Source organism: Amycolatopsis sp. lyj-112 (assembly GCF_046549055.1).
In the GTDB taxonomy this organism is placed as follows: Bacteria; Actinomycetota; Actinomycetes; order Mycobacteriales; family Pseudonocardiaceae; genus Amycolatopsis.
The window spans coordinates 387,000-403,501 of record NZ_JAJPWS010000008.1; the positions used below are offsets into that span (position 1 = coordinate 387,000).

Genomic DNA, 16,502 nt, shown 5'->3' on the forward strand with positions numbered 1-16,502 from the left:
GGGCGAGTTGTCCACAACTTTGCGGAAGCGGTTCCACCCAGACGGCCCAAAGGTCATCCTCGATTCATGGCCACTACACGAAGCGCCCGTCTTGTGGCGCTCAGTAACACCAGCGAATCCGGGATCATCACCAGCCGCGAGCTTCGCCAAGCAGGCGTGACCGCACGTCACGCCGCGAGGCTCTGCGGCCCCGGTGGTCCTTGGCGAAGGCTGATGCCGGGTGTGATCCTGTTGCGCGATTCCGCGCCCACCCGGCTCCAGCTGTTGCAGGCCGCCGTCGCCCGGTTCGGACCGGACACGGTGGTGACGGGCGCCGACGCGTTGCGGGCGCGTGGCGTCAGCTGTCCGGTGACGCGGGAGGTCCATCTCCTGGTCCCCGACTACCGACGGCTGCCGGCGGAACCCGGCATGCTCCCCCGAAGAACCACGCGGATGCCGCCGCCCACCTTGATCGACGGTGTCCCGTTCGCTCCGGCTGCCCGCGCGGCGCTCGACCTGGCCCGCCTGGAACTGGATCCGGCGCGGATCGACGAGCTGATCTCGCTGCCGCTCTACTGGGGGCTGTGCACGATCGAGGAGCTCAACGACGAACTCGACGCGGGCAACCGGCGAGGTTCGGCCGCGGTGCGCGCCGCTCTGCGCCAGGTCGATCCCGAGGTGACGTACGCGCATGGACTGGCGAAGAAGGTCATCGAGGGGTGCCCGCTGCCCACGCCGTCGTGGAACGTGACGATCTGCGACCGGCGAGGGCGGCCCATCGGGGCGGCCGACGCCTGGTGGGACGACATCGGGCTTGCATGGCAATTCCGCGCCTCGAAGCAGGGCACCTCGGACTTCCACCCGCTGGCACTGACCGCGACAGGGACGGTCCTGGTCCGCTGCACCATCGAGCAGTTGCGGAAGGTCCCGATGGAGGTGGCGGCCGAACTCGTCAGGGCGTTCGGCGAGGCTGCCCGGACGCCACGGCCGAAGGTCCGCACGATCGGCCGGATCGACAACGCCGCCTGACCGCGCTCACCAGTACTCGTCCGGGAGTTTTCCCTCGATGTCACGGGTATGGAGGCGAGCGCAGGTCGGGCACATCCAGCGCACGACGTTCCTCTCCCGGGTGGAAACCCAGGCGAGCGTCTGCGTGGGCTCCTCGTCGGCACCGCGAATCCGGCCGCACAACGAACACCCCACCTGCTCGTTCACGACCGGCGTCCACAGTGGACTGTCTTCACGCCCAGCAGGAACAGGTCCTGGCGCGCGCCGAGGAAGGCGGGGTTCGCCGGATCCAACACGGCAGCCGCGGTTTCGCGATCGTCTTGGGTGAGGCGATCGCCTGCCACGTCGGCGAACCATCGCACCCGCTCGACGACGAACTCGCGCAGCAACTCGGACCCGGGCGCGGGGTGATGGATGAGCACGCCGAACGAATCGACGTCGTCCAGACCGGCCTGGCGGAGTGCGGTGTTCCAGCCGTAGGGCATCGGGACAACGCCGGGAATGCCGGCGCGCATTTCGGCGAACCACTCGCCGCGCGCGGCCAGCAACCGCCCCTCGATCCCAGGACGGCCGATACCGAGGTCCCAAGGAAGGCAGTTGAAGTCGAGCCCGCCCTCGGAGATGGCGACCAGCCCACCCGGGCGGGCGAGCCGGGCGAGGGTGTGGAGTGCCGCCTGCTGGTCGGGCAGGTGGTGCACCACGCGCGACGCCCAGACCAGGTCCGCAGGGGGAAGCTTCTCGGGCAACCCGCCGTCGGCGACGTCGGCGTGGACCGTCTCGACCACGGCCTTGTCACCCGCCGCCGCGGTTACCACCCTGTGCGCTTCGACCAACAGGGGTTCTGTCGCGTCGACCAGCACGATCCTCGCGCCGGCCGAAGCGAGCTCCTCGGCGAAGAGCACGCTCATCCCGCCCGCGCCGCAGCCGACGTCAAGAATGGTCGGCCGGTCGGGCAAACCTTCCAGCAGCCGGTGCGCGGCCGCCCTTGTCGGCTCGGCGTCGAGCGCCTCGGCCATGCGAAGCGACCGAAGCCGCTCCGCCCAGTCGATGTCGTCGTGCGTGTGTACGGCCATCAGTCCAGTGAACACCACCTCGCACCGAACCACGCCCCAAAAAGGAGCGGGGGGCCTTTGCTATCGCCGCGCGATAGCAAAGGTCCCCCGCTCCCCCCGAGTGATCAGGCCTGAGCGCGCTCGGCTCGCCGGTTCGCCCAGCGGGCGACCCTGTTCCACCGGCGCACTGTTCGGGCGCCGCTTCGAGCCCGCTGTGCGCGGACTCCCTCTTCGAGGTCTCGTATTCGGGCTCTGGACAGTTCTTCATAAAGCAACATTTCGCTGGTCTCCTCGACCTTGATGTCGTTCAACTTGGCCTGCGCGAGAATGCGGTTTCCCGTTCGCGCCTCGTAATCCCTGGTGGTGATGGGTTCGACGGTCATGCGGCTGCGCTCCGCTCGACCTTGCGTGCGGCCGGACGAGCCTCGATGGCGGGCTCGACGACCGGGTTCTTGCGGGGGCGGCCACGGGGCCGCTTCCGAGCAACGACAACGCCGCGCTCGAAGATTTCGCCACCCCAGACGCCCCACGGCTCACGCCGTGCGAGGGCACCTGCGAGGCAGGCGGAACGGACCGGGCAGTCCGCGCAGGACGCCTTCGCCCGCTCGAGTTCTGCCGGAGACTCGGCGAACCAAAGGTCCGCGTCGCCCGAACGGCAAGGAAGCATCGACTCAGGCGAGTCGATGGCGTCGAGCAGGTCGACAACCCCGGCGTCGGCGAAAGGCAGGGCCTCCCCCGGCGCGAAAGCTATGGCCGATGACATACGTGCACTCCTCTGTCCCGTAACGGTTTTCGAACTGACGGTGGAACTGGACAACGCTGACCCCATTTAGGTTGTGCAGCCAACTTGTTTTGTGCAGCAAAAACACGAAGGCCGCGGAACCGGTATCCGGTTCCGCGGCCTTCGTGAGCCTTGAGTCCTGACTAGGTCAGGAACTTCGCTCCCGTGGTGACAACGGAACACGGAACTGCTTGATGACCGGCAGATCGACGGCAACCTTCGAGTAGCCGCCGCCGAAAGCGGTGGCGTGCGCGAAGGTCTCGTCGGCGGTGGCCCAGCGCCGGTTCAGGCGCTGAGGGCCGCGGGCGGCGAGGATGCTCACGGGCATGAAGGTGCCTTGGCGCTGAGCCTGCGAAACTTCCGCGATGCAGGACAGACGGGTGCCCGGGTTCGTGAGCATCAATGTGATCGTCATTTCACCGGCACCACCTTTCGCTGTCGCGCGCGCACCGCCCCGCGGTCTACGCTGTGTTGTAGAAGTTCTTCCCCAGCCCGGGCTCTTCCTGCCCGGGTACCTGCAGGTTATTGCCCCCGACCACACCGGGGCAACTTATTTTCCAGAAAAACCGTCGAAGCTACGAAGATCGGCTCTGAGCAGCAGGTTCGCCGCGTGGATCAAGCCCGAAACGCGGTCAAGACTCCACCGACGCACGCACGACGTTGAGAACTTCCGCGCCGAAGCGTTCGAGCTTCGTCGCGCCGATCCCGGAGATGGCGCACAACGCTGTGTCATCGGTCGGCCGCTGTTCGGCGATGGCGACCAAGGTCGCGTCCGTGAAGACGACGAACGCGGGCACCTTGAGCTCGCGAGAACGCTCGCCTCGCCAGGACCTCAGCTTCTCGAGCAGCTTCTCATCCACATTGGACGGGCAGCGCGAGCAACGGCCCAGCTTGATGTCCAGGGTCTCCAGCAGCGGACCGCCGCACACCCGGCATCGCGCCTTGTTCCCCGAGGGCTTCGGCTGCTGTGACCGGGCGACCCTGGCCGCCGGGTGGTCTTCGGGGATCAGGCCGTAGAGGAACCGGCTGCGCCGCCGGTTGCGGCGATTGCCCGAAGTCCTGGCTAAAGCCCACGACAGCGAAAGGTGCTCTCGTGCGCGGGTGACGCCGACATAGAAGAGACGACGCTCTTCTTCGATCGCCGCGTCGTCGCCGTCGGCGTGAAGGATCGGCATGGTGCCCTCGGCGAGCCCCACCAGGAACACGGCGTCCCATTCGAGGCCCTTCGCCGCGTGAAGCGAAGCCAAGGTGATGCCCTCTACGGTCGGAGGGTGCTGCGCGGCCGCGCGCTGTTCGAGCTCCGCGACGAACCTCGGCAGGTCCGCGTCTTCGATGGTGGACGCCAGCTCCTCAGCCAGTTCGACGAGAGAAAGCAGCGCGTCCCACCGCTCCTTCGCCGCCCCGCCGGCCGGGGGCTGGTCGGTGAGCCCCACCTTCGCGAGGACGGAACGCACTCTGGTCACCAGCTCGCCGGTGTCGGCATCGGTCGATGCCATCCGCAAGGCGGACATGGCCTGACGCACCTCGGCCCTGGCGAAGAACCGCTCGCCGCCGCGGACCAGGTAGGGGATGTTCATCTCCGCCAGTGCCTGCTCGTATGCCTCGGACTGCGCGTTCACGCGGTAGAGCACGGCGATCTCGCTGGCGGCCACCCCGCCGTCGAGAAGCTCACGGATCCGGCGCGCGGCGGCGGCCGCCTCGGCGGTCTCGTCGTCGTACTCGGTGAAGCGTGGTTCCGGCCCCGGAGAACGCTGCCCGACGAGCTTCAGCCTCGACCCCGCGGGACGGCCGCGCGCAGCACCGATCACCTGGTTGGCGAGCGCCACGACCTGCGGAGTCGACCGATAGTCCCGTTCGAGACGAACGACCGTCGCCTCCGGGAACCTCCGCGTGAACTCGAGCAGCGGCCGGGGCGACGCGCCACCGAACGAATAGATCGTCTGGTTGGCGTCGCCCACGACGGTCAGGTCGTCGCGGCCGCCGAGCCAAGCGTCCAGCAGCCGCTGCTGCAGCGGTGTGACGTCCTGGTACTCGTCGACGACGAAGCAGCGATAGCGGTCGCGGAACTCCTGGGCGACCACCGTGTGCTCCTCGAGAATCGCGGTGGTGTGCAGGAGGAGGTCGTCGAAGTCGAGGACCTGTGCGGCGGTCTTGATCTTCTCGTAGTTGCGGTAGACCTCTGCGACCTGCGCCGCGGGCGCCGGCGTGTCTCGCTGCGTGCGCGCGGCGACGGCCGGGTAGTCGTCCGGCGATACCAAAGAGGCCTTGCTCCACTCGATCTCACTGGCGAGGTCCCGCAGGAGTTCGGTCTCGCTGCCGAGCCCGACCTTGTTCGCGGCCTGGCCGACGTAGCGGAACTTGTTGTCGAGCAGATCCCAGGGCCGGTCGCCGATCACACGGGGCCAGAAGTATCGAAGCTGCCGGCGAGCAGCAGCGTGGAAGGTCAGCGCTTGGGCAGCGTCCACACCCAGCCCGCGGAGGCGCGCGCGCATCTCGCCCGCGGCGCGCGTCGTGAAGGTGACCGCGAGGACCTGACCAGCGGCGACATGCCCGGATCGGACGAGGTGAGCGATGCGGTGGGTGATCGTCCGGGTCTTGCCGGTCCCTGCTCCCGCGAGGACGCACACGGGCCCCCTCGGCGCGCAGGCGGCGGCCCGTTGCTCGGGGTCGAGCCCGTCGAGCAGGCCTGGGCGACTCTTCGGGGACGATGCGCTAACCACGCCCCCGATCCTCGCAGAGGGGCCGACGGGATCGACGCAGGGCACGCGGCCGTATCCTGGTCACATGGCGGGAAAGCAGGATAAGGAAGCAGCCAAGCTGGCCAAGAAGGAGAAGCGCGCCGCGAGCAAGGCTCGCCGCGGGCAGATCTTCGAAGCCTTCAAGATGCAGCGCAAGGAAGACAAGGCGCTCATCCCCTGGATGGTCGGATCGATCCTGGTCGTCACCGCGGTGGTGTTCGGCATCGGGTTCACCTTCGACGCCCACTGGGTCATGCTGCCGCTGGGCATCCTGCTCGGCGCGCTCGTCGCTGTGATCATCTTCGGCAGGCGCGTGCAGAAGACCGTGTACTCGAAGGCCGACGGGCAGCCAGGCGCTGCGGCGTGGGCGCTCGAGAACATGCGAGGCCGCTGGAAGGTGACGCCGACCGTGGCGGCCACCACCCAGCTCGACGCCGTCCACCGGGTACTCGGCGGCCCGGGTGTCGTACTGGTCGCCGAAGGCGCCCCGCACCGCGTGAAGTCCCTGCTCGCGCAGGAGAAGAAGCGGGTCGCGCGCCTGATCGGTGAGACTCCGATCTACGACGTGATCATCGGGAACGAAGATCAGCAGGTGCCGCTGAAGAAGCTTCAGGGCTACCTCACGAAGCTCCCCCGCAACCTCAAGCCAGCCCAGGTCGACGCGTTGGAGGCGAAGCTGGCCGCCCTCGGCAACCGCGGCGCCGCGATGCCCAAGGGCCCGATGCCGGCCGGCGCCAAGATGCGCAACGTCCAGCGCACCATCCGCCGCCGCTGACTAAGTGAGCATCAGGGGTCCTTTGCTGCCGACGCGGTAGCAAAGGACCCCTGCTTCGTCTCGGGACGAAAATTGTCGGTGGGTGGTCGCATGATCACTGTGTGGACGGAACCATGGGCGCCCGCCAGAAGGCGCTGGCAGCGATGTTCCCGGACGGCGTGGCCGCCCGGGCGAAACTCGTCGCTCTGGGCCTTTCCCACTCCTGGATCTCCCGCCGATGCCGCGACGGCGGGCCGTGGAGACGCCCGATCCCCGGTGTCATCCTCCTGACCAACGCCACACCGTCCACGCGCCAGCTTCAGAAGGTCGCACTGACCCACGCCGGCCCGGACGCGATGCTCACCGGAGTTCAGGCGGCTCGACTGTACGGAGTCCGGCGGCTTCCGCCCGAAAGACGGGCCCACACGCTGATCCCGCACCAGAGCAAGGTCGCCACCTGGGGCTTCGCGATCGTCGAACGAACGATCCACCTGCCGGAACCAGTGGAAATCGACGGGCTACCGGTGGCTCCGCTCGCCAGAGCCCTGATCGACGCGGCTCGGCGAATGGATGACCTGCCGTCGGTACGAGCCATGATCCACGACGCGGTCCATCGCGGCCTCTGCACTCCAAAGGGACTGCGCGAAGAGCTGGCACAAGCCAGCACCATCGGATCCGCCCTGCCTCGGCTCGTTGTCGGCGCCCTGCAGGACGGTGTCGACTCCGCCGTCGAACAATGGCTGCGGACCGTGCTCGATCGCAGCGGCTTGCCGAAGCCGCTGCGAAAGGCCGAGCTGCGAACTCGAGGCGGACGGTTCGTCGGCGTGGCTGAAGTCTGGTGGCCGAAGGTCGGCGTCGCGATGCAGATCCGCTACGACGAGGTCGCACTCGAACCGGGCAAGGCGCCCGAGACGCCCGCCCTGGCAGCCGCCGGCGTCATCGTCGTCCAGGTGAGTCCGGCACAACTGCGAGATCAGCCGTTGCTTGTCGTCCAGGAACTGCGAGCGGCGTACCGCAGCGGTCGCCAACGTCCGCCCCCTCAGCCCGGCGGCACTCCCGCGGCACCGGCGGCCTGACCACCGGCCGTACCCGGCGGGAGCAAAGGTCCCCCGCTCCCGCCGCAGTTCATCGCATGCGGATGACGACGGATCCGGTCAGCCGGTCGAGCCAGCTTCGGCCGTCGATGTTGCGGATCGCGGCCGGGATGATCACGAAGGTCAGTGCCGTGCGCACGGCGGCACGCCACACGCCGACCATTTGCGCGCCGTCCAGCCTGGCGACGCGGATACCGACCACCCCCATACCGGGGGTGAACCCGAAGAAGGCCGCGGAAACGATCGTCAGGACCGCCCAGACACCGACCGACCAGAGGTTGAACGTCTGCATGACGGCCGGATCCTGAATGCTGGGCTTGACGAAAAGGGTGGTCACCAACGAGGCCAGGACCAGGTCGATGATCAGCCCCAGGAAACGCGCCCCGCCTCCGGCCACCGAACCGACACCCGATTCGGGCAAGCCGAGTCGCTCACCACGCCAACGCTGCGTACTCTCGCCACCGGCCGTCGTTCCATCCCCGGCCCCGGGCAGCCATTCTCCGGTCCATCTCGCCACCCATCCAGGGTATGCCGGTGGCGCGCACCACATTCGCCCTGGTCGACTACCCGATATCGCCGACCCGTTAACACCGGCGAAACATACGGGTGACGGTCGGGCAACACCGCGCTCTTAGCGTGAGCCGAAGAGAGTACTGCCGCCGGCAACGAACGAGAAGGAGTCACCGAGGGTGCCCACTACTCCAGACGACATTCAGCGCCTAATCGCCGACGAGAACGTAGAGGTCGTCGACGTCAGGTTCTGCGACCTGCCCGGCGTTATGCAGCACTTCACCGTTCCGGCGAAGGCGTTCAACGAGGAAGCATACGAAGAAGGCCTGGCCTTCGACGGCTCCTCGGTGCGTGGTTTCCAGTCGATCCACGAATCCGACATGCTGCTCCTTCCGGACCCCGAGACTGCGCGCATCGACCCGTTCCGCAAGGCGAAGACGCTGTCGCTGAACTTCTTCGTTCACGACCCGTTCACCCGTGAGGCGTACAGCCGCGACCCGCGCAACATCGCGCGTAAGGCCGAGCAGTACATCTCCGAGTACGGCGTGGCCGACAACGTGTTCTTCGGTCCGGAAGCCGAGTTCTACATCTTCGACTCGATCCGGTTCGACTCCGCCGAGCACGCCTCGTTCTACGAGATCGACTCCGTCGAGGGCTGGTGGAACACCGGCGCCGACGTGCCGGGCGGGAACCAGGGTTACAAGACGAAGTTCAAGGGCGGTTACTTCCCCGTCCCGCCGGTCGACCACTTCGCCGACCTGCGTGACGAGATCGTCCGCAAGCTTCAGGGCTCCGGTTTCGAGATCGAGCGGGCGCACCACGAGGTGGGCACCGCCGGTCAGACCGAGATCAACTACAAGTTCAACACGCTGCTGCATGCTGCGGACGACCTGCAGCTGTTCAAGTACATCGTGAAGAACACCGTGTTCGCCGCCGGCAAGACCGCGACCTTCATGCCGAAGCCGCTCGCTGGCGACAACGGCTCGGGTATGCACTGCCACCAGTCGCTGTGGAAGGACGGCACGCCGCTGTTCCACGATGAGTCGGGTTACGCGGGACTGTCCGACACTGCCCGCCACTACATCGGCGGCCTGCTCAAGCACGCGCCGAGCCTGCTGGCGTTCACCAACCCGACCGTCAACTCGTACCACCGGCTCGTGCCGGGCTTCGAAGCCCCGGTCAGCCTGGTGTACTCGCAGCGGAACCGGTCGGCCTGTGTCCGTATCCCCATCACGGGCAACAACCCGAAGGCGAAGCGCGCAGAATTCCGGTGCCCGGACTCGTCCGGTAACCCGTACCTGGCGTTCTCGGCGATGATGATGGCTGGTCTCGACGGCATCAAGAACAAGATCGAGCCGCCGGAGCCCATCGACAAGGACCTCTACGAGCTTCCGCCCGAGGAGGCCCAGAACGTCAAGCTCGTTCCTGGCGACCTCGGCACGGTTCTCGACACGCTCGAGGCGGACCACGACTACCTGCTCGAGGGTGGCGTCTTCACCCCCGACGTGATCGACACGTGGATCTCCTACAAGCGTGAGAACGAGATCGACCCGCTGCGGCTGCGCCCGCACCCGTACGAGTTCTCGCTCTACTACGACGTGTGATCGTGCGTTAGCAACACCCAGAGCACGCCGGTGGTGAGGTGCGGAAGCGCCCTCACCACCGGCGTTTCTTTGGGCCGGATGGGCGCTACTCCGAGGTGGAGAGCACCTTCAGGTCGACGCCGGCCTGCTCGATACGGCCACGCGGGTCGTCCACCAGCTTGCGCCGCTCGAGATCCATCAGCCCCAAAGTGCAGGTGATCTCCGCGGACAGCGTGCCGTCGACCTTGTAGATGTTCGAGTCCATGTGGAAGGTCTTGCCGGTGCCGAACTTCGCATCGCAAGTCACGTCGACGACGTCACCGGCTCGAATCTCACGCCGGAACACAATGTGGGACTCGAGCAGGACGAACGCAAGGTTCGCATCCTTCATGCCCGAATTCAGGCCGCCGGCGAGCTCCATCAGCTCAAGTCTCGATACCTCGCCGTACGAGTGATAGACGGCATGGTTGAGGTGGCCCAGGGTGTCCAGCTCGTAATGGCGCACCTTGATCCGGGTGCGAAACGGCTCGCGCACAGTCACCGCTCCACTGTAAGGGCCTCATTCCGCCCGCGATGCCGAGTGTGAGCAAGGGACCTTTGCTCCCGCCTCACCCACGCGCGACGGAACGATAGCAAAGGTCCCTTGCTCACTTCCGGCAGGTCAGAGCGGTCGGTCCTGGTAAAAGAGGGTCTCCACCACCGCGTGAGCGCGTCGAGTGATCCGCCGGTAGGCGTCGAGGAATTCGCCGGGATCATCATCAGCTGAGTAGCCGAGCACCCGGGCGACCGCGGCGAGATCGCGACCGGAGCTGGGGATCTCGTCGACGGCTTTGCCCCGGACCAGCATCCCGGCGTTCCGGACGCGCGTTGCCAGCAGCCAGGCTTCGGTCAGGGATTCGATCTCAGCAGGCTTCGCGAGCCCGACATCCACCGCGGCCTTCAGCGCTTCGATCGTCGAAGTGGTCCTGAGGCCCGGCACCTCGTGCCCATGGCGCAGCTGCATGAGCTGCACCGTCCACTCCACGTCGGCAAGCCCACCGCGGCCAAGTTTCGTGTGCCGGGTCGGGTCGGCGCCCTTGGGCATCCGCTCCGTCTCCACCCGCGCTTTGATCCGCCTGATCTCTCTCACACGCACCGCGTCGAGGCCCGCCTCCGGGTACCGGATGGGGTCGATCATCTCGATGAACCGGGCACCGAGGTCGTCGTCGCCCGCGATGAACCGGGCTCGGAGCAGCGCCTGAGATTCCCAGACCTCCCCCCACCGCTCGTAGTAACTGCGGTAGGACTCCAGCGTCCGCACCAACGGACCGCTTCGCCCCTCCGGTCTGAGGTCGGCATCGACGACCAACGCCGGGTCCGGACTGGGCGCGCCGAGCATCTTGCGAACGGTTTCGGCGACCGACGAAGCGAACTTCGCCGCTTCAGAATCGGACACACCCTCGGCGGGCTCGCACACGAACAGGACATCGGCGTCGGACCCATAGCCGAGTTCGGCCCCGCCTAGGCGCCCCATCCCGATCACCGCGATCGTCGCGGGGGTCTGGCCCAGCTCGGCCTGGCGCTGCCGGTAGGCGGCGGCCAACGCTCCTTGCAAGACTGCGACCCAGACGCCCGACAGCGCCGCGCAGACCGATGGCACGTCGAGCAGGCCGAGCAGATCGGCTGACGCGACCCGCAGCAACTCGTGCCGGCGCAACGATCTCGCGGCGGTGACCGCCGCGTTCAAGCCCGGCTGCCGACGCACCGCGGCCCGCAGCGATGTGGCCACTTCCGGCGGAGTCCGGCCTGAAAGCCGCGCGGGATCACCGAGCAGCTGCAGCACTTCCGGCGCTCTCGCCAGTAGGTCAGGCACCAGCCGGGACGTGCCCAAGAGGAAAGCGAGCCGTTCGACGACAGCGCCTTCATCCCGAAGAACCCTGAGGTACCAAGGCGTCTCTTCGAGCGCCTCGGAGACCTTGCGATACGACAGAAGCCCCCGGTCCGGGTCCGGGGTGTCAGCGAGAAGGTCCAACAGCACCGGCAACAGCGCCTGCTGAATGGCCGCCCGCCGGGACATTCCCGCGGTCAGCGCCTTGATGTGCTGCAGCGCCCCGTCCGGCGCCGCGTAGCCGAGCGCGGCGAGCCGGCTTTCCGCCTGCTTCGTCGTCAGCCGCAGCGCCTCTGTCGGCACGTTCGCGACCGACTGAAGCAGCGGCCGGTAGAAGAGTTTCTCGTGCAGGCGTCGAATGCTCTGGAGGTGGCGGCGGAACTCCGCCAGCAGTACGTCCCCCTCGCTCCTGCCTCGAGCCGGGCGCACGCCGCACGCTCTCGCGATCGTGCGCAATTCGCTCGAATCCGAAGAAGCGGGGAACAGGTGCGTCCGCCGCAGCCGACGGAGCTGGAGGCGATGCTCAATGGTCCGGAGGAACTCATACGAGGACCCGAGCTCCGCAGAATCGGTGCGGCCGACAAAGCCGCCCTCGCCCAGTGCGGCGAGCGCATCCATCGTGGACGAGGAACGCAGCTCGGCGTCTATCCTCCCGTGAACCAGCTGCAGCAACTGCACCGCGAACTCGACGTCGCGCAAGCCACCACGTCCCAGCTTCAGCTCTCGCTCGGCGTGCGCGGACGGCACATGGCCTTCGACGCGGCGCCGCATCTTCTGCACCTCTGGAACAAAATTGTCCCGATCGGCCGCCGACCACACCATCGGTGCGACCATCTCCGCGTACTGGCGCCCAAGCTCGACGTCTCCGGAGACCGGTCGCGCTTTGAGCAGCGCCTGAAACTCCCAGGTCTTGGCCCATTTCCGGTAGTAGGTGGCATGTCCGTCGAGCGTCCGGACCAAGGCCCCTGCCTTACCCTCCGGGCGCAAGGCCGCGTCGACCTCGAAGCAGGCCTTGCCGACTACGCGCATCATCGTGCTCGCGAGCCGGGTCGCGATCGTGAGGTCTCCGTCGCCGACGAAGATGACGTCCACGTCGCTGACGTAGTTCAGCTCGCGGCCGCCGCATTTACCCATCGCGATCACAGCCAGCCGACCTTCGACTTCCGCGCCCACTTCGGCCTCCGCGACCCGAAGCCCGATCGTCAAGGCCGCTTCGGCCAGGTTGGTCAGCTGAGCACCGATCTCGACATAGGGCGGCTGGTACAGCCCCGGTTCGACTAGGTGGCCGAGGTCTGCTGCCGCGATTCCCAGGAGAAGCTCGCGATATGCGGCCCGGAGGGCCTGCTCCGCCTCCAGCCCGGTGAGCAGTTCATCTTCCGGCTGGAGGTAGCCCAGAAAGCGGTCTGCGTACTGATCCGGATCGGTGCTCTTTTCACCCTGGAGTGTCTTCCAGCATTCGGTGTTCGCGACCAGAAAGTCCGCGAGCGCGCTTGACGTGCCCAGGACGCCGAGGAGTCGGCCACGGAAGGTGCGATTCGCACGGAGTTCCTGTTCGAACTCGGTCCAAGCGGCCGGGTCGGCTTCCCTGATTCGGTCGAGCCCGCTCAACGCGAGGTCGGGGTCCGCTGCACGGGAAAGCGCGGACAACACATCGGTAGCAGAGCCGTCCGGACCTGTCTCGGTCCACCAGCCGGCAGCACGCAGTTGCCCGTCGGCACGGATGTCGGTGAAGCCGTATCTCGCCGCGGAAGCGGTCGGCCTGGCGCGCTCAACCATCGAATCCCACCGTAGTCGCACCTCCGCCTGTGAACAGCCGGACGCGCAAGGGAGCAGGGGACCTTTGCTACCGCCGCGCCCGGCGGTAGCAAAGGTCCCCTGCTCCGCTAAGCGGCGATCCTGCGGGCCTCGGATTCGGGTGCAGCCGGGGTGGCGGCGGTGAAGCTGCCCGCGGTGACCGGGTTCCGCCGTGAAAGCAGGTAGATCCCGATGCCGATGGCCAGACCGACGACACCGACGCCGATCGTGCCCACGGTGCCGGTCGAGGTGACGAGTCCCGCCCCTGCTCCGACAATGGCGGCCGCCGGCAGAGTGAACAGCCAGGCGATCACCATGCGGCCTGCCGTCCGCCAGCGGACCGGCGATTCATTCCTGCCCACACCCGAGCCGACGATGCCGCCGGAGCAGACATGGGTCGTCGAAAGCGGGAAGCCGAAGTTGGTCGACGCGAGGATGACCGCGGCAGAACTGGTCTGCGCGGCAAAACCCTGCGGGCCGTCGATGTCGGTCAGGCCTTTACCCATGGTGAAGGTGATCCGCCAGCCGCCCAGATAAGTCCCGAGCGCCAAGGCCAGCGCCGCGCTGACGATCACCCAGAGCGGTGGCCCGGACCCGGCGGGCAGAGTTCCTGCGGTGATCATCGTGAGCGTGATGACGCCCATGGTCTTTTGCGCGTCGTTCGTACCGTGGGCCAGCGAAACCAGCGAAGCCGAAATGATCTGTCCGACACGGAAGCCTGCGGTGCGGCCACGGCGGACGAAGATGCGGTAGACGAAGTACGTCGCGATCATCGCGGCCAGGCCTGCCAAGACTGGCGAGATCGCTGCGGGCACGAGCACCTTCTCGACGATCTTTCCGAAATGGACGGAGTCCGTTCCGGCCGAGACCCAGGTGGCTCCGATCAGACCGCCGAACAACGCGTGGGACGAACTGGACGGCAGTCCGACGAACCAGGTGACCAGGTTCCATACGATCGCCCCGACCAGACCACCGAAGACGATTGCCGGCCCGATCTTGGTGTCATCGACCAGCCCGTTCGAGATGGTCTTGGCCACTTCGACCGACAGGAACGCTCCGACGAGGTTCAGGACGGCGGAGATCGTCACCGCGACTCTGGGGCGGAGGGCACCGGTGGCGATCGATGTCGCCATCGAGTTGGCCGTGTCGTGGAAACCGTTTGTGAAATCGAAGATTAGGGCCGTGACGACGACGAGCACGACCAACACTGAGGGCTCCACCCCGACCTCCGAACCCTTCGAAACTCCCTCCGCGCAAGGTACCTGACAGCAAGACCCAAGCGTTAACGCCCCATACGCATTCGAGACATAAGTCGTTAAACCATCGGCAAAGTACGTTGACGTTCCGCAGCCGGGGCAAGGTCACCGGACACCAGTCGGACGAAGCGATGCGCGAACGGTCGCCAGGTTTCGGTGAGATCCGCGTGCACCCGAGCGAGATTCTCCGGGGTCAGTGCGTCCGGCCGGGTGAGTTCCGCCATTTCCGGCGACTGCTTTGCCCAGTCGAGGACGATCTCCGGTGTCGTCTCGATGTGGAACTGGACACCATAGGCACATCGGTCGAAACGGAAAGCCTGGATCGGATAGCGCGGCGACGACGCGAGAAGCTCCGCGCCGGCGGGAAGCCGGGTGATCGCGTCGTTGTGGAACTGCAGGACATCTTGCATGAGCGGCAGGTCGGCGAAGAGTGGATCAGTCCAGGCAGCGTCCTTCTTGGACACCAGCCCTGGGCCGACCTCAGGCCCTTGATCACCCTCGGCGACCTGTCCCCCTGTCGCCACTGCGAGCAGTTGGCCGCCAAGGCAAATTGCAAGAGTCGGGATGCGAGCGCCGGCTGCTTTCGAAAGCAGCTTCCGCACATCCGCCAACCACGGGTGGGCAGCGTCATCGTTCGCGCCCATCCCACCGCCCAGGCACACGACGCCGCCGTACTCACTGAGATCGGCGGGGAGTTCCTGGTCTGGCAGCAACCGGATATCGAGCTCGGCGCCTGCTTCGATGAGCCAATCACCGAGGGGGCCGAGCGGATCGGATTCGTCTGGCTGGATGACGAGCAACTTGGGAGCGGTCACCACCCCAGCCTACGACCGTAGGAAGCAGGGGACCTTTGCTACCGGCTTTGGAGGAGCGATAGCAAAGGTCCCCTGCTCCCTTGGGTCAGCAGGCGCAGCGTGGGGTGGCGGCCGAGGCGGGAGAGAGGACAGGTGTGTCGCGGTCCACGGGATAGCCGGCTGCTTGCCAGGCGGTGATCCCGCCGGACAGGCGTTTGACCTTGAAGCCGAGTTCGGCGAGCTTCAGGGCACCCTTGGTCGCGGCGTTGCAGTGGATGCTCTCGCAGTAGCAGACGTAGACGAGATCGCGGTCGAGGTGACCGACGGACGCGGGGGTCATGTCCCGGTACGGGAGGTTGATCGCTCCTGGGATCCGAGCAGAGGCGAACGCCTCGGGGGCTCGGGTCTCGACGACCACGTATCCGTGCTGGGTGCCGATGGTGAGGTCTCGGACCAGGTCATCGGGATCCACATCGAGAGCGAGCTCAGCGCGGAGGTGCGCGGCCGCCAAGGTGCTGTCCAGCGCCGGGAAAGTAAGTACGCGGGGTTCGGTCGTCATGCCTCAATCCTGCTGCCCAGTGATCTTCCTGGACATCGGCGAATCCAGGCGTTGCGGCCGGTTAGCCTGGAGATTCCTGGCGGATGCGACGATCGACCTGGAGTTCCGTGAACCTCGATGATCTCGACTGGCAGCTGCTCGAACTGCTCCAGTCCGACGGGCGGCTGACCTTCTCCGAACTCGGCCGCAGGGTCGCACTGTCCGCGCCGGCGGTGACCGAGCGGGTCCGGAGGCTCGAGGAGAAGGGGATCATCACCGGCTACTCCGCCAGTGTCGATCTGACGAAGCTCGGCTTGCCCATCGAGGCGATGGTTCGGGCCAAGGTACGAAGTCTCGACACGGCGCGTTTCAGGGACAGCATCCTAGTGCTGCCTCAGGTGCTCGATGCCGATCACGTCACGGGTGACGAGTGCTGGTTGCTACGTGTCGCCTGCCGGAACACCGCGGAGCTGGAGGAACTCGTAGAGCGGATACAGCGCTACGGGGAGACGACGACGTCGCTGGTCTTCTCGTCGCCCGTCCGCCGGCGCGCGGTCAGCAGAGAAGCCGACTGACGCCGCGGGGAGAGCAAGGGACCTTTGCTATCGCCTGGATTTTGGGTATGAAAAAAGGTCCAGGCCGGGAGAACTCGGGGTTCTCGACCGGCCTGGACCTTTTCTTTTCAATTTTAGTCCGGCGGTGTCCTACTCTCCCACAACCCTTCGGTTGCAGTACCATCGGCGCTGTCAGGCTT

Annotated in this window: 17 protein-coding genes; 5 read left to right on the top strand and 12 right to left on the bottom strand. The window is 66.7% G+C overall.

Annotation, left to right across the window (positions count from 1 at the left end; all coding sequences use genetic code 11):
• Nucleotides 1-93: 93 nt before the first annotated feature.
• Nucleotides 94-1,008 carry a hypothetical protein gene (locus ACLJRL_RS26780; protein ID WP_410659065.1) on the top strand — a complete coding sequence of 305 codons (915 nt, stop codon included), beginning with the start codon at nucleotides 94-96 and terminating at the stop codon, nucleotides 1,006-1,008.
• A gap of 6 nt (nucleotides 1,009-1,014) precedes the next feature.
• Here the strand turns inward: ACLJRL_RS26780 and ACLJRL_RS26785 are convergent, their stop codons facing one another.
• The 6 genes from ACLJRL_RS26785 to ACLJRL_RS26810 form a co-directional block, all read right to left on the bottom strand.
• Nucleotides 1,015-1,194, bottom strand: a complete 180-nt coding sequence (locus tag ACLJRL_RS26785) for a hypothetical protein (protein WP_410659030.1) — start codon at nucleotides 1,192-1,194, stop codon at nucleotides 1,015-1,017.
• Nucleotides 1,191-2,060 (bottom strand): class I SAM-dependent methyltransferase, encoded by an 870-nt coding sequence (locus ACLJRL_RS26790; RefSeq protein ID WP_410659031.1) that lies wholly within the window; start codon nucleotides 2,058-2,060, stop codon nucleotides 1,191-1,193. The genes ACLJRL_RS26785 and ACLJRL_RS26790 overlap by 4 nt, the downstream gene beginning before the upstream one ends.
• Before the next feature lie 104 nt (nucleotides 2,061-2,164).
• Nucleotides 2,165-2,422, bottom strand: a complete 258-nt coding sequence (locus tag ACLJRL_RS26795; RefSeq protein ID WP_410659032.1) for a hypothetical protein — start codon at nucleotides 2,420-2,422, stop codon at nucleotides 2,165-2,167.
• Nucleotides 2,419-2,802 carry a WhiB family transcriptional regulator gene (locus tag ACLJRL_RS26800; RefSeq protein WP_410659033.1) on the bottom strand — a complete coding sequence of 128 codons (384 nt, stop codon included), beginning with the start codon at nucleotides 2,800-2,802 and terminating at the stop codon, nucleotides 2,419-2,421. The genes ACLJRL_RS26795 and ACLJRL_RS26800 overlap by 4 nt, the downstream gene beginning before the upstream one ends.
• A 166-nt stretch (nucleotides 2,803-2,968) precedes the next feature.
• Nucleotides 2,969-3,235 (bottom strand): hypothetical protein, encoded by a 267-nt coding sequence (locus tag ACLJRL_RS26805; RefSeq protein WP_410659034.1) that lies wholly within the window; start codon nucleotides 3,233-3,235, stop codon nucleotides 2,969-2,971.
• A gap of 217 nt (nucleotides 3,236-3,452) precedes the next feature.
• Nucleotides 3,453-5,540: an ATP-dependent DNA helicase UvrD2 gene (locus ACLJRL_RS26810; RefSeq protein WP_410659035.1), complete on the bottom strand. Its 2,088-nt coding sequence runs from the start codon at nucleotides 5,538-5,540 to the stop codon at nucleotides 3,453-3,455.
• A gap of 64 nt (nucleotides 5,541-5,604) precedes the next feature.
• Here ACLJRL_RS26810 and ACLJRL_RS26815 point away from each other — a divergent pair, with 64 nt between their 5' ends.
• On the top strand, nucleotides 5,605-6,333 hold the full coding sequence (locus tag ACLJRL_RS26815) for a DUF4191 domain-containing protein (protein ID WP_410659036.1): 729 nt from the start codon (nucleotides 5,605-5,607) through the stop codon (nucleotides 6,331-6,333).
• A gap of 101 nt (nucleotides 6,334-6,434) precedes the next feature.
• A complete protein-coding gene (locus ACLJRL_RS26820) occupies nucleotides 6,435-7,388 on the top strand; it encodes a hypothetical protein (protein WP_410659037.1) in 954 nt (317 codons plus the stop codon).
• Nucleotides 7,389-7,437: 49 nt separating this feature from the next.
• On the opposite strand, the gene ACLJRL_RS26825 is transcribed toward ACLJRL_RS26820, so the two are convergent.
• Nucleotides 7,438-7,923: an RDD family protein gene (locus ACLJRL_RS26825; protein WP_410659038.1), complete on the bottom strand. Its 486-nt coding sequence runs from the start codon at nucleotides 7,921-7,923 to the stop codon at nucleotides 7,438-7,440.
• 172 nt (nucleotides 7,924-8,095) lie between these two features.
• On the opposite strand from ACLJRL_RS26825, the gene glnA reads away from it, so the two are divergent.
• Nucleotides 8,096-9,520: a type I glutamate--ammonia ligase gene (glnA, locus tag ACLJRL_RS26830; protein WP_410659039.1), complete on the top strand. Its 1,425-nt coding sequence runs from the start codon at nucleotides 8,096-8,098 to the stop codon at nucleotides 9,518-9,520.
• Between the two features lie 85 nt (nucleotides 9,521-9,605).
• On the opposite strand, the gene ACLJRL_RS26835 is transcribed toward glnA, so the two are convergent.
• The 5 genes from ACLJRL_RS26835 to ACLJRL_RS26855 all read right to left on the bottom strand — a co-directional run bounded on the left by ACLJRL_RS26835 (nucleotide 9,606) and on the right by ACLJRL_RS26855 (nucleotide 15,769).
• On the bottom strand, nucleotides 9,606-10,040 hold the full coding sequence (locus ACLJRL_RS26835) for an acyl-CoA thioesterase (protein WP_410659040.1): 435 nt from the start codon (nucleotides 10,038-10,040) through the stop codon (nucleotides 9,606-9,608).
• Between the two features lie 120 nt (nucleotides 10,041-10,160).
• Nucleotides 10,161-13,142: a bifunctional [glutamine synthetase] adenylyltransferase/[glutamine synthetase]-adenylyl-L-tyrosine phosphorylase gene (locus ACLJRL_RS26840; RefSeq protein WP_410659041.1), complete on the bottom strand. Its 2,982-nt coding sequence runs from the start codon at nucleotides 13,140-13,142 to the stop codon at nucleotides 10,161-10,163.
• A gap of 107 nt (nucleotides 13,143-13,249) precedes the next feature.
• On the bottom strand, nucleotides 13,250-14,380 hold the full coding sequence (locus ACLJRL_RS26845; protein WP_410659042.1) for an anion permease: 1,131 nt from the start codon (nucleotides 14,378-14,380) through the stop codon (nucleotides 13,250-13,252).
• A 95-nt stretch (nucleotides 14,381-14,475) separates the two neighbouring features.
• On the bottom strand, nucleotides 14,476-15,231 hold the full coding sequence (locus tag ACLJRL_RS26850) for a type 1 glutamine amidotransferase (RefSeq protein ID WP_410659043.1): 756 nt from the start codon (nucleotides 15,229-15,231) through the stop codon (nucleotides 14,476-14,478).
• Nucleotides 15,232-15,316: 85 nt separating this feature from the next.
• The gene (locus ACLJRL_RS26855; protein ID WP_410659044.1) at nucleotides 15,317-15,769 is read right to left on the bottom strand and encodes a rhodanese-like domain-containing protein; all 453 of its coding nucleotides are present in this window, start codon (nucleotides 15,767-15,769) and stop codon (nucleotides 15,317-15,319) included.
• A gap of 107 nt (nucleotides 15,770-15,876) precedes the next feature.
• On the opposite strand from ACLJRL_RS26855, the gene ACLJRL_RS26860 reads away from it, so the two are divergent.
• Entirely contained in the window at nucleotides 15,877-16,323 is a 447-nt protein-coding gene (locus ACLJRL_RS26860; protein WP_410659066.1) for an Lrp/AsnC family transcriptional regulator, read from the top strand.
• Nucleotides 16,324-16,502: the final 179 nt, after the last annotated feature.